Here is a 12,701-nt window from a genome sequence, read left to right on the forward strand (position 1 = left end):
TTTCCGTTCTCTTAAGCTTTACATTCTGCCAGTTAATGAAGCGTTTTTACCGGTGGTTACTCGTGTTGGGCACGCTAACCACGTTCGGCTCGGTCACGCGCGGCGCTTCTCCTGCCCCGGAGAAGAGTCTGGAGTTTATTGAAAACCGGGGGCAGTGGCCCAAAGCCGTCCGCTACGCCGCCAGCCTGCCGGCGGGCCGGTTGTTTTTGCGCCCTACCGGCTTCACGTATTCCCTTTTCTCAGCCGAGGACCTGGCCCGGCACAGCCACCAGCAGGCGAGTACGACCCCAGCGCAAGCCGCGGGCCTGCGGGGCCACGCCTACACCGTCAGCTTCGAAGGCAGTAACCCTGCACCCCAGGTAGCGGGGGCTGTGCCTACGGCCGAGCGGCGCAACTATTTCAATGGCTCCGACGCCCGCCAGTGGGCTACCAACGTGCGCAGCTTCCGCCAAGTGCAGTATCAGCAGCTGTACCCTAAAACCGATATGCAGCTGTATGAAAATGCCCGCGGGCAACTCGAATACGATTTTCTGGTGCAGCCAGGCGGCCGGCCCGAAGCTATTCGCCTGCGCTACCAGGGTACCAACACGCTCCGCCTCCAGGAAGGCAACCTGGTGGTAGGTACATCGGTGGGCTCAGTCACGGAGCTGGCCCCGCGGGCCTGGCAGGATATCAAAGGCACCCGGGTGCCGGTGCCGTGCCGCTACACGCTACGCGGGCAAACCGTGGCCTTCGAGTTTCCGCAGGGCTACCGTAAGGAAGTGGCCCTGACTATCGACCCTACCGTGGTGTTTTCTTCCTATACCGGCTCCAGCGCCGATAACTGGGGCAATACCGCTACCTACGACGAGGAAGGCCACCTCTATTCCGGCGGCGTTGTGTTCAACCCCGGCTACCCGGTTTCGGCCGGGGCCTTCAGCACGTCATTCGGGGGCGTTATCGATATTGGCATCATCAAGTACGACACGCGGGTGAGCGGCCCGGCAGCCCGCCTCTACGCCACGTATCTGGGCGGCGAAAACACCGAAACGCCCCACAGCTTGGTGGTGAATGCCAAAGGGGAACTGCTTGTATTCGGCTCTACTTCGTCCAAGCAGTTTCCCACTACCCGGGGCGCTTTTAGCCGCACCCTGCAGCCGGGCCGCAGCTACAGCGTCTTTCAGGACTATACGTATGCCAACGGCTCGGATTTGTTTGTGGCCACCCTTTCGCCGGAAGGAAGCAGCCTGGTAGCGTCCACGCTCATTGGCGGCTCCGGGCAGGATGGCCTGAACATCGATACCTACACCCGGGCGGAAAACTACCTGGCCCGCAATTACGGCGACACTTTCCGGGGAGACATTACTACCGATGAGGAAGGCAACGTGTACGTGGCCTCCTGCACCAACAGCACCGACTTTCCCGTCCGGAATGGCCTGAACCGGGGCTACGGCGGTGCCCTGCTCGATGGCGTAGTGATGAAGTTTTCCCCCACCCTCAACCAGCTGTACTGGGCCAGCTACCTGGGCAGCAGCGGGGCCGATGCTGCCTATTCTATCCAGCTGGCGTCGGATGGCTCCATTTACGTGGCCGGGGGCACTACCGGTACCAACTTCCCCATCACCGCGGGCGCCCTGCAGCCGGCTCCGGCCGGCAACACCGACGGGTTCATCGCCCACCTCTCGGCCGATGGCACCTCCCTACTGCAGGCTACCTACCGCGGCACCTCCCAGTACGACCAGGTGTATTTCCTGCAGCTGGATGCCGCCGACAACGTGTACGTGCTGGGGCAAAGCTTTGGCAACTTTCCTATTACCCCGGGCTTGTACGACAACCGGCGGCGGCGCGGGGGGCAATTCATTCAAAAGCTGGACCCTCAACTCAGCTCTCTTACCTACGCTACGGTGTTTGGCAGTGGCCGGGGCGGCATCGACCTATCCTTGACGGCCTTCCTGGTAGATGAGTGTGAGCGGATTTACGCCTGCGGCTGGGGCGGCAGCGTAAACAGCGGCTACACCAATGGCACCACCGAGGACCTGGTAGTGACCAGCAATGCCGTGCAGCCGCGCACCGATGGCTCCGACTTCTACATTGTGCAGTTTGGGGCCGGCGCCCGGGCCATTGAATACGCTACGTACTTCGGCGAAAACGGCGGCCGAGACCACGTGGATGGGGGCACCAGCCGCTTCGACAAGCGCGGCGTAGTGTACCACGCCGTGTGCGGGGGCTGCCGGGGCTCCTCCCAGTTTCCCATTCCCCCGGGCGCCAACACGTACTCCACCCGCAACAACAGCTCCAACTGCAACAACGCTGCCTTTAAGATTGACTTCGAGCTGCGCATCGCCAACCCCGGTCCGGCCCAGGCCGTCTGCGCCGACGGCAGCCCTATTCCCCTGACGGGCAGCCCGGGCGGCGGCAGCTGGTCGGGACCGGGCGTAAGCAAAAACGCCGATGGCAGCTACATCTTCACGCCCAGCCCCGATCTGGTAGGGGAGCAGCGCCTAGTGTATTCGGTGGCCTCTACCGGGACATGTTTCACCAAAGGCACCCTGCGCATGACGGTGCGCCCCGTGTTGCCCGTCGACTTTACGCTGGCGCCCCAGCAATGCTCTAATGCCGGAAAAATAACGCTGACGGCTACGCCGGTAGGTGGCACGTTCAGCGGACCGGGGGTACAAGGCAACGTGTTTGACCCGGCCGTAGCGGGTCCCGGCACTCACACCATCCGCTATATCCTGCCCTCCGACCAGTGCGGGCAGGCCAGCCAGCAGATTGTTATTCTGCCTCCGCCTTCCGTAAATGCCGGCCGCGACACGGCCTTGTGCAGCTTTCAGAATACCCCGTATCAGCTGTTGGGCGCTTCTCCGGCGGGGGGCGTGTGGTCGGGCACGGGTGTTACCCCCGAGGGTATGTTTACGCCGCCGGCTGCTACCACTAAAGCCCAGCGCCTCACGCTCACCTATACCTACACGGCCGCCAACGGCTGCCCGGAGTCCGATGACCGGTTTGTGGTGATGGCGCCCCTGAACACGAACCTGGAGCCCTTGCCCGTACCGGAGTGCCCCGCCTACCCGGGCAAAACCGGCTTGGCGCCCTTCACCATCCGCTTCTCGTCCCCGGCCCAGTACGCCAACGAGTACGACTGGGACTTCGGCGACGGCACCCCCCACGGCACCACGGCCGATGTAGAGCATACCTATACGCAGGCCGGCACCTACACCGTGGCTATGTCGGCCTACTACAACAGTAGCTGCCAGGTGCAGACGCGCTACCTGCAGATAGTAGTGGCTGATCCGCTGGTGCCCAACATCATCACCCCCAACGGTGACGAATTCAACGAAACCTTCGTGCAGCACTACACCTGCCTGCCCGTCAACCTTAAGGTATTTTCGCGCTGGGGGCAGGAAGTGTACAGCACCAACAACTACCAGAACGACTGGAACGGGGGCCAGCTGCCGGGGGGCGTCTATTACTTCCTGCTGCGCGACACGGATGGCCGGCAGTACAAAGGCTGGCTGGATATCCACCGCTAGGCCCCGTAATGGCGGCTTGGTTGCGTTGCGGGATATTTCGTTGTATCTTTGCCCCAGCAACTAAAGAATCAGAGAGGGGACGCGTAGTCCCCTCTTTCTTTTATCACCTGGTTCGTCTTTATGAAATTTGACCGCGCCCAGATTGCCGAGATGCTGCAGGACAGCCTACCCGGACCGGAGCTGTTCATTGTTGGGCTTACTGTATCCGATGCCGTTCGCCCCAAGGTAACGGCTATTCTGGATGGGGAGCAGGGTCTTGGTATTGATGAGTGCGCCCTGGTTAGTCGTCGTTTGGCCCGCCGCATCGAGGAGGCCTACGGCGAAGAAGCTAGCTACACGCTGGAGGTAACGTCGCCCGGGGCCGACCAGCCCCTGACCGACCCCCGCCAGTACGTTCGCCACGTGGGCCGTACGCTCAGCCTCAAGCTCGCCGATGGCACCGAGAAAACCGGCACTCTGGAAGCCGTGGAAGCTGGCGGCATTCAACTGGCCGAAACAGTAAAAGAGAAAAACAAAAAGAAAACCCTGCCCGCCGTCCTGTTGCCTTTCGAGACTATCCAGGAAGCCAAAGTGGTTATTTCATTTAAGTAAGTAGCCGGAAGGCCAAACGGCTGATTGTACATTCATAAACATGCAACCTGCCTCCTTCCAGCCCATCAACAATTCAACAATTTAAATCAGATGAACAGCCACGTCCTGATTGAATCGTTTGCCGAGTTTGCCCGGTCCAAAAACATTGACCGTCCCACGATGATGAGCATCCTGGAAGACGTATTCCGGACCATGATTCGCAAGAAGTACACGACGGATGAGAACTTCGACGTCATCATCAACGTGGACAAGGGCGACTTGGAAATCTGGCGCAACCGCGAAATTGTGGACGACAACTCGGAGGACATCTGGGACTTCGACAAAATTCCGCTGGCCGAAGCACAGAAAATCGAGCCTGACTTTGAAATCGGCGAATCGGTAGCAGAAGAAGTGAAGCTGGAAGACTTCGGCCGCCGCGCCGTGCTCATGGCCCGTCAGACGCTCATTCAGCGCGTGAAAGACCTGGAGCGCGACAACCTCTACCAGACCTACAAAGATCAGGTAGGCGAAATCATTGCTGGCGAAGTGTACCAGGTGTGGAGCCGCGAGGCCCTGATCTTGGACAAGGACGAAAACGAGCTGGTACTGCCCAAGTCGGAGCAGATCCCGAAGGACCGCTACCGCAAGGGCGACACCGTGCGCGCCGTGGTACACCGCGTAGAAATCCTGAACGGCACACCCAAGATTATCCTTTCCCGCGCCGCGCCGGCTTTCCTGGAGCGTTTGTTTGAGCAGGAAGTACCCGAAATCTACGATGGCCTGATCACCATCAAGAACATTGTGCGCGAGCCCGGCGAGCGGGCCAAAGTGGCCGTAGAAAGCTACGATGACCGCATCGACCCCGTTGGTGCCTGCGTAGGCATGAAAGGCTCCCGAATCCATGCCGTGGTGCGGGAGCTGGAAAACGAGAACATCGACGTAATCAACTACACCAACAACCTCGAGCTATACATTCAGCGGGCCTTGTCGCCGGCTAAAATCGGCTCGATGAAAATAAACGAACAAACAGGCCGGGTTTCGGTATTCTTAAAGCCAGACCAGGTTTCGCTGGCCATTGGCCGCGGCGGCGCCAACATCAAGCTGGCCTCGCGTTTGGTGGGCATGGAAATCGACGTATTCCGCGAAGCCGGGGATTACGAAGAAGACATTGCTTTGGACGAATTCCGGGATGAAATTGACGCCTGGGTGCTGGACGAGCTGAAAAAGATTGGCCTCGACACGGGCCGCGCCGTATTAGCCGTCAGCAAAGAAGACCTCGTTCGTCGCACCGAACTGGAAGAAGAAAGCGTGGAAGAAGTCTTCCGCGTCATTCGTCAGGAGTTCGAAGACGAGGAAGAATCCGAAACCCCTCCAGCCGACGCCGCCCAATGAGGGCGCAGCGGCCGGTACGGCAAAGGCATTAAATCAAGCCGGGTGGCTTGATTTAACGCTGCCCGGCAAGATTTAAATAGTACCTTTGCAACTGATTAAGAGTATCGTTCGCGAGCATAGAATGGCGGAAGCAGCACCTAAACGGCTACAGCAGGCAGCCAAAGACCTGAATATTGGAATGGCCACGGTGGTAGAAACCTTGGCTAAAAAAGGGCATCAGGTAGACAATAAGCCTACCACGAAGCTGACTGCCGAGCAGGTAGGACTGCTGGAGAGAGAATTTGCTTCTTCAGCACAGGATAAAATTGATGCCGTTAAGCTCACCCAGGCCAAGCGCCAGAGTGAGCTTGAAGCACATCCGCCCAAGCCAGAGCCCCAGGCTCCCAAGGCACCGGCTCCTGCTCCCGCCCCGGTTGCTACTCCCGCTCCCAAGCCCGCCGAAGAGCCTAAACCGGCTCCCGCACCTGCCGCTACGCCCCCCGTGGTCGAAGCCCCGAAGGCACCGGGCCTGAAAGTATTGGGGAAAATTGAGCTGGACGCTAAAGGCCGCCCCGTGCCCCCGCGCCCTGCGCCGGCCCCCGTTGCAGCGGCTCCCGTTGCTACGCCTCAGCCTACACCAGCACCCACACCGGCTCCTCAGCCGGTGGCCGAAGTGGCCCCGGCTCCTAAGCCGAAGCCTACGCCAGCCCCTGCCCCAGCACCAGTAGCTCCAACGCCGACAGCCGTAGCCCCGGCTCCCGCGGCTGCCCCAGCCGAAGTACGCCAGCCGCAGGCTCCTACTCCGGTCCCCCCTGCTGCACCGCAGCCAGCGGCCCCCGCCCCCGTGGTGGCATCGGCACCCGCTCCGCAGCCTGAGGCAGAAGCTTCGGAAACGCCAGAGGATGCTGGTACCATCGTAGCCAAAGCTGACCAGCTGAAAGGACTTACGGTACTGGGCAAAATTGAGCTTCCTGTTGACTCTTCCCGCCGCGGTGGTGGCCGGGGCCCGCGCCCCGTGGCATCCTCCGATGTGCGTAAGAGCGGCTTGGGTGCTGATGCCAAGAAGAAGCGCCAGCGGCTGCCAGTGCCTGGCACGCCGGGAGGCAATAATCAGAACGCCGGACCGAATACGGGCCAGAACCGGCCAGTAGTTCCCAGCCAGGGCGGCCGTCCTGGCCAGGGTGGTGGCCGCCCGGGCGACCAGCGCGGTCCGCGCCCCGACCAGCGGTCCGGCCAAGGTGGCGGTCAGCGCCAGCCCGCGCCCGCGCTTACGCCGGAGCAAAACGAAAAGCAGATTCAGGAGCAGATCAAGGCTACGCTGGCCAAGCTCAGCGGCGGCCGTGGTCAGCAGCAGAACCGCGCCAAGTACCGCCGCGACAAGCGGGCCGGGGTGGCCGAAGCCAGCGAACTGGCTCGTCAGCAAAACGAGCTTGACTCGAAGACGCTGAAAGTAACCGAGTTTATTTCGGCCAACGACCTGTCGTCCCTGATGGACGTGTCGGTAAACGAGGTAATTAAGGTGTGTCTGAACATGGGCATGTTCGTATCCATCAACCAGCGCCTCGACGCCGAAGCCATTACCGTTATTGCGGATGAGTTTGGCTACGACGTAGAATTCCTGAGCGCGGAGGAAGAGGATACCGTTATCGAAGTCGAAGACAACGAAGAAGACCTGCAGCCTCGGGCGCCTATCGTCACCATCATGGGTCACGTCGACCACGGTAAGACGTCGTTGCTTGACTACATCCGGAGTGCCAGCGTGGCTAAAGGCGAAGCCGGCGGTATCACCCAGCACATCGGTGCCTACGATGTAATGACCAAGTCGGGCAAGCGGGTAACTTTCCTCGATACACCAGGTCACGAAGCGTTTACCGCCATGCGTGCCCGGGGTGCCAAGGTTACTGACATTGCCATTATTGTGGTAGCGGCCGATGACTCGGTGATGCCCCAAACGAAGGAAGCCATCAACCACGCCCAAGCGGCGGGGGTACCCATCGTTATTGCACTCAACAAGATTGACAAGCCCGGCGCCAATCCCGATAAGGTCCGCGAGGAGCTGTCGGTAATCAACGTGCTGGTAGAAGAATGGGGCGGTAAGTACCAGAGCCAGGAAGTATCGGCCAAAACCGGCCTGGGCATTGACGACCTGCTGGAGAAAGTCCTGCTGGAAGCCGAGATTCTGGAGTTGAAAGCCAATCCTGACCGCAACGCCATTGGTACCGTTATTGAAGCCTCGCTTGACAAGGGCCGGGGCTACGTAACCACCATTCTGGTGCAGACAGGTACCATGCGCGTTGGCGACATCGTGCTGGCAGGTCCGCACTTCGGCCGCGTGAAGGCTATGACCGACCACCGCGGCAAGAAGATGAAGACGGCTGGCCCGGCCACACCGGTGCAGGTACTTGGCCTTACGGGCGCCCCGCAAGCCGGCGACAAGATTCAGGTGATGGAGACGGAGCGCGAAGCCCGCGAACTGGCTACGCAGCGTCAGCAGCTGGCTCGTGAGCAGAGCATGCGCACCAAGAAGCACATTACCCTGGACGAAATTGGTCGTCGTCTGGCAATTGGCTCGTTCAAGGAGCTCAACGTCATTGTGAAAGGCGACGTGGACGGCTCGGTAGAAGCACTGGCCGACTCGTTGTTGAAGCTGAGCACGCCGGAAGTGGCCGTGAACATCCTCTCGAAGGGTGTGGGCGCCATTTCGGAGTCCGACGTTCTGCTGGCTTCGGCTTCCGACGCCATCATCATTGGCTTCCAGGTTCGTCCTTCGCTGAGTGCCCGCAAGCTGGCCGAGCAGGAGCAGATCGATATCCGCCTCTACTCGATTATCTACAACGCCATCAACGAGGTGAAGGATGCTATGGAAGGCATGCTGGCACCAACGGTGAAAGAAGTTGTAGTAGCCAACGCCGAGATTCGTCAGGTGTTCAACATTACCAAAGTGGGCACCATTGCTGGCTGTATGGTAACGGATGGCACGTTCACCCGCAAAACCAAGGTGCGCCTCGTGCGCGACGGCATCGTGGTACACTCGGGCGAAATCCAGGACCTCAAGCGCTACAAAGACGACGTGTCGGAAGTACGCCAGGGCTACGAGTGCGGTATCTCGCTGAAAGGCTTCAATGACCTGCGCGAAGGCGACAACATTGAGGGCTTTGAAGAGCAAGAAGTGAAACGTACGCTGTAAGGCCTGATACACTTGGTTATGAACCCCCAACCTGCTAGCAGGTTGGGGGTTTTTGTTTACCGAGGCAGCCACTGCATCACATAAATAGCGGGTAATCAGCGCATCGCGCAACTGATATCTCGGCTGGTGATAGGTTCAGCAGGCTTTTGAGCATACCTACTTAATGCTGCTCACATCATCATGCGATTGACGCAGGCAGGGGCACACGGTACTTTTGTATCACAACACGAACGAATTGTACTCATCGTGTTCGACCATAATCCGTTTCTGCCCTCTTCACTCTGCTGCTATGAAAGCACTTACCCTCTGCCTGGCTGTATCCTGCCTGGCTACCACCGCTCTGGCTCAAACAAAACCAGCTGCTAAAAGCACTGCCAAACCTGCAGCTGCGCGTACGACCACTACTACGGCTAAGCCAGCGGCCAAACCTGCGGCAGCTAAGCCAACTACCACTACTGCTAAGCCCGTTGCTACGGCCCGGCCGGCAACAGAGTCTGCTGCTCCAGCCGCTACTGCCAAACCAACCGCCACTAAGGCTGCGGCTCCAGCGAAGGAAAGCAGCGCTTCTGCTTCTATTCAAACCTTTGGCAAAGGCTCAACGGTTGCCAATTTGGGCTTGGGTGTAGGCTTAGGCTATGGTTATGGCCTGCTGGGAGGCACCGGGAAGTCTATTCCAGCCCTCAGCTTATCAGTTGAGCGTGGAATGTATGAGGGCTTAGGCCCAGGCGTTATCGGGGTAGGTGCTATGGTTGGTTATAAGGCTTATACCTGGCGCTCCGGCGACTACAAGGCTACCTGGAGCAATATTTATGTAGGAGTCCGCGGCACTTATCACTACAACTTCACTGACAACGAGAAGCTGGATACCTACGCTGGTCTTGCCCTTGGTGCCCGCATTGAAAATTATTCAGACAACTATGGGTACGCCGACTCAAACGCTTGGGGTGGTACCTACGTAACCAGCGGCCTTTTCCTTGGAGCTCGTTACTATGTCACCGACAAAATCGGGGCATTTGCTGAGGCTGGGTACGATATGTCTTATCTGAAGATCGGTGCTTCGGTGCGCTTCTAGTGTAAAGAGGCTTTTACCCTATCCACGCTGATACGGCCCAGTTTACAATTCCTTCAAGCCTAGCAAAGCTCCGCCTTACCACCTTTCCTGCCTTTAGCTATGAAAACGCTCTTGTCATTCTGCACGCTGTGGATAGTCCTGCAGTTAGTTGCCGCGCCGGCTCAGGCCCAGTTAGGCCTGCTCTGGCGAGTTGAAGACAAACTGGCCGACAAGGCTTCACAAAAAGTAGCCGACCGCCTCAGCAAAAAAGCCGAAGCTGCCGTGGAACGCAAAACCAACGAAGCTACCACTGAGTACTACAGCACCCTGCTGGCCGATGGCAAAATCGTCTGCCACGGCATTCAGTTCGAGCCCGGCACGGCTACCATCACGGCAGCATCCCAGCCAGTTGTTCGGGCTTTGGCCAATACGCTAGCCGCTAACCCAGACGTTAAAGTTCGGATTGAAGCGCACACGCTGCGGGAAGGTAATGCAGCCACTAACCTCACCTTATCGCAACGCCGGGCCGATGCCGTTCGGGCTGCGCTGGTACGCGGCGGGGTAGATGCAGCGCGCCTGACGACGAAAGGCTACGGAGGCACCAAGCCCCTGGAAACAGATTCCTCCACGGGCCTCGACAGCCTTAACCAGCGCACTGAGTTTATTAAGCTATAAGCCGGGCAAAGTACCAGCCGGTGTACTGGTACTCGCTCCGAAATACGCTATAGAGTTATTGCATTGATTTCCGTAGCCACCCTGGCTCCAGTGGCTGACGTATAAGTAAAGCAAGTGAATATGACTTGCTGGAGCTTGCTCCTTTTATGACCTGGTGGAGGCGAACGGTGGCTTCACCTCGTTGTGAAAGCAAAAATCCCCGAAACGATGTTTCGGGGATTTTTTTGTGGGTTACCTACGAATTAAGCGTTGAAGAACAAGAAGCGCTTGGCTTTCTTATGCTTCAAAGGTTTTCCTTTGGGGTTGATGCCCGGGGCCGGGCGGGTCTGACCGCGCTTCTGCGTGGCGGAACCCGTTTTATCGCGGAAACGGCGTACCACGAATCCCCCGTTGCCGCTTTCATACTGCCGGGAAGTACCCCGCCCCATACTAGTACTTCCACCCGCCCGAGCTTCAAGCACTTCTATTTGCTGGTCGCGCTTGGCCTGATCAGGATTCATAGCCATCCGGCGCTGCATACGAGCAATATCATTGGCCGAGGCCTTCCGCTTGCGCGGGGCCTTTTGTTGGGCCGCTGGCGCTTCAAATACAGGTCCGGCAGGCCCTTGTGGGGCATCAGCCTGGGCATGGGCTTCACTTGTAAAGCCGACTATGCCTGCGGCCACTACCAAAGCCGCTACCAGGTTCTTCATGCTATTTTGATAAAATGAGATGCCTATATACAAAAATGGCGCTACCGCACTGGGTAGCAGCCATTTTTCGCTCTAACGGCTTGGGTGCGAAGGTAGTTCAAATTTTAGGACTTCCACATCCCTTCTTGCAACTCACTCGCCTGACAAGCACGGCCTTACGGACAAAGCACGCGTACATCAGGCCCCCGCGCTTATGCTGGTGACGTAGCTTGGGCTACCGGGCCCTCAGCGCGTCCCGGATTTCCATCAGCAGCACCTGTTCTTTGGTGGGCCCTGGGTCGTTTACGGCCACTACTTCCTGGGGCTTTTTAAAGCGGTTAGCCAGTTTTACTAGCCAGAAAATGGCAAAAGCCATTAGTAGGAAGGCAATAACAGCATTAAGAAACAGCCCGTAGTTCAAGGTAGAGGCGCTGGCCGCTTTGGCAGCCGCCAGGTCTTTGTAGGAATTACCATCCAGAGCAATAAACCAGTCTTTGAAGTCTAAGCCGCCCGTGAGCAGTGTAAGCACCGGCATGAGGATATCGTCGGTCAGTGATTTAACGATGCCCCCGAAGGAGGCCCCGATGATGACGCCCACGGCCAGATCCAGCACGTTGCCCTTCGAAATAAACTCCTTGAATTCCGAGACGAAGCCCATACGCGAACAGTGGTTTTAGATGGTTAGAAGATGTTACGGCTGAATATAGATGTTTTTTCAATAACCCCACGGTAGCCTATTCAGGCGCCCTCACCGGACGTGGCCTTTTACTCTATCTTTGCGCCCGTCCATTCCTCACCCATCTTCTGCTTCTATGCCCTCCTTCGCCAACCTGCTCTACGACCTCGACGCGGCCAGCGGCATTCTGACGCTTACCATTAACCGCCCTACCAAGCTTAATGCCTTGAGTAACGCCACCATAGGTGAGTTGCGCGAAGCCATGCAAACGGCGCTGAACGATGCCCAGGTGCGCGGCATTATCCTCACCGGCAGCGGAGAAAAAGCCTTTGTAGCCGGCGCCGATATTGCCGAGCTGACGGTGCTGGACGATGTGGCCGGCCGCCAGGCCGCGGAGTTTGGGCAGGAAGCTTTTGCCCTGATTGAAGAAAGCACCAAACCCGTTATTGCTGCCGTCAATGGCTTTGCCCTGGGTGGGGGCTGCGAGTTGGCTATGGCCTGCCACTTTCGGATAGCTGCCGAAAATGCCCGTTTCGGCCAGCCGGAAGTCAACCTGGGCTTGGTGCCCGGATATGGCGGAACCCAGCGCCTGCCGCAGCTGATTGGCAAAGGCAAAGCCCTGGAGCTACTCATGACGGCCGACATTATCAAAGCAGACGAAGCACTGCGCCTGGGCCTAGTCAACCACGTAGTGCCGCAAAGCGAACTGCTGGATTTCACCCGCCAATTGCTCACCCGTATCCTGAGCAAGGCACCAATAGCCATTGGGCTGGTAATCGACTGCGTGAATGCGGCCTACGACAAAGAGCGCCAAGGCTATCAGGCCGAAGCCAATGCCTTCAGCCGCTGCTTCGATTCGGACGATTTCCGGGAGGGCACCAGTGCCTTTCTAGAAAAGCGCCCGGCCGTATTTACGGGCCGCTAGTCGGCTGTAAACACAACCGGCCAAATGGGACGTGGCCGCCTTTCTTCTCTGTTCACCTGATTT

The 12,701-nt window shown here is 58.5% G+C and carries 9 protein-coding genes; 8 read left to right on the plus strand and 1 reads right to left on the minus strand.

The features are described 5' to 3' along the window. Positions 1 to 35 precede the first annotated feature (35 nt). The 7 genes from FY528_RS03095 to FY528_RS03125 all read left to right on the plus strand — a co-directional run bounded on the left by FY528_RS03095 (position 36) and on the right by FY528_RS03125 (position 11,076). Complete coding sequence (locus tag FY528_RS03095; protein ID WP_187631980.1) at positions 36 to 3,512, plus strand: DUF7948 domain-containing protein; 3,477 nt, start codon at positions 36 to 38, stop codon at positions 3,510 to 3,512. A gap of 120 nt (positions 3,513 to 3,632) precedes the next feature. Beyond that, on the plus strand, positions 3,633 to 4,103 hold the full coding sequence (gene rimP / locus FY528_RS03100) for a ribosome maturation factor RimP (RefSeq protein WP_262383891.1): 471 nt from the start codon (positions 3,633 to 3,635) through the stop codon (positions 4,101 to 4,103). A gap of 90 nt (positions 4,104 to 4,193) precedes the next feature. After that, positions 4,194 to 5,474: a transcription termination factor NusA gene (nusA, locus tag FY528_RS03105; RefSeq protein ID WP_149069530.1), complete on the plus strand. Its 1,281-nt coding sequence runs from the start codon at positions 4,194 to 4,196 to the stop codon at positions 5,472 to 5,474. A 121-nt stretch (positions 5,475 to 5,595) separates the two neighbouring features. Next, positions 5,596 to 8,640, plus strand: a complete 3,045-nt coding sequence (infB, locus tag FY528_RS03110) for a translation initiation factor IF-2 (RefSeq protein ID WP_149069531.1) — start codon at positions 5,596 to 5,598, stop codon at positions 8,638 to 8,640. Positions 8,641 to 8,854: 214 nt separating this feature from the next. Further along, entirely contained in the window at positions 8,855 to 9,712 is an 858-nt protein-coding gene (locus tag FY528_RS21150) for a hypothetical protein (RefSeq protein ID WP_187631981.1), read from the plus strand. Positions 9,713 to 9,811: 99 nt separating this feature from the next. Then, positions 9,812 to 10,366 carry an OmpA family protein gene (locus tag FY528_RS03120; RefSeq protein ID WP_149069532.1) on the plus strand — a complete coding sequence of 185 codons (555 nt, stop codon included), beginning with the start codon at positions 9,812 to 9,814 and terminating at the stop codon, positions 10,364 to 10,366. A 125-nt stretch (positions 10,367 to 10,491) separates the two neighbouring features. Further along, on the plus strand, positions 10,492 to 11,076 hold the full coding sequence (locus FY528_RS03125; protein ID WP_187631982.1) for a hypothetical protein: 585 nt from the start codon (positions 10,492 to 10,494) through the stop codon (positions 11,074 to 11,076). A 196-nt stretch (positions 11,077 to 11,272) separates the two neighbouring features. Here the strand turns inward: FY528_RS03125 and mscL are convergent, their stop codons facing one another. Further along, the gene (mscL, locus tag FY528_RS03130) at positions 11,273 to 11,695 is read right to left on the minus strand and encodes a large conductance mechanosensitive channel protein MscL (RefSeq protein WP_149069534.1); all 423 of its coding nucleotides are present in this window, start codon (positions 11,693 to 11,695) and stop codon (positions 11,273 to 11,275) included. Between the two features lie 154 nt (positions 11,696 to 11,849). On the opposite strand from mscL, the gene FY528_RS03135 reads away from it, so the two are divergent. Then, on the plus strand, positions 11,850 to 12,638 hold the full coding sequence (locus FY528_RS03135; RefSeq protein ID WP_149069535.1) for an enoyl-CoA hydratase/isomerase family protein: 789 nt from the start codon (positions 11,850 to 11,852) through the stop codon (positions 12,636 to 12,638). Positions 12,639 to 12,701 lie beyond the last annotated feature (63 nt).

The organism is Hymenobacter lutimineralis, from assembly GCF_008271285.1.
GTDB lineage: Bacteria > Bacteroidota > Bacteroidia > Cytophagales > Hymenobacteraceae > Hymenobacter > Hymenobacter lutimineralis.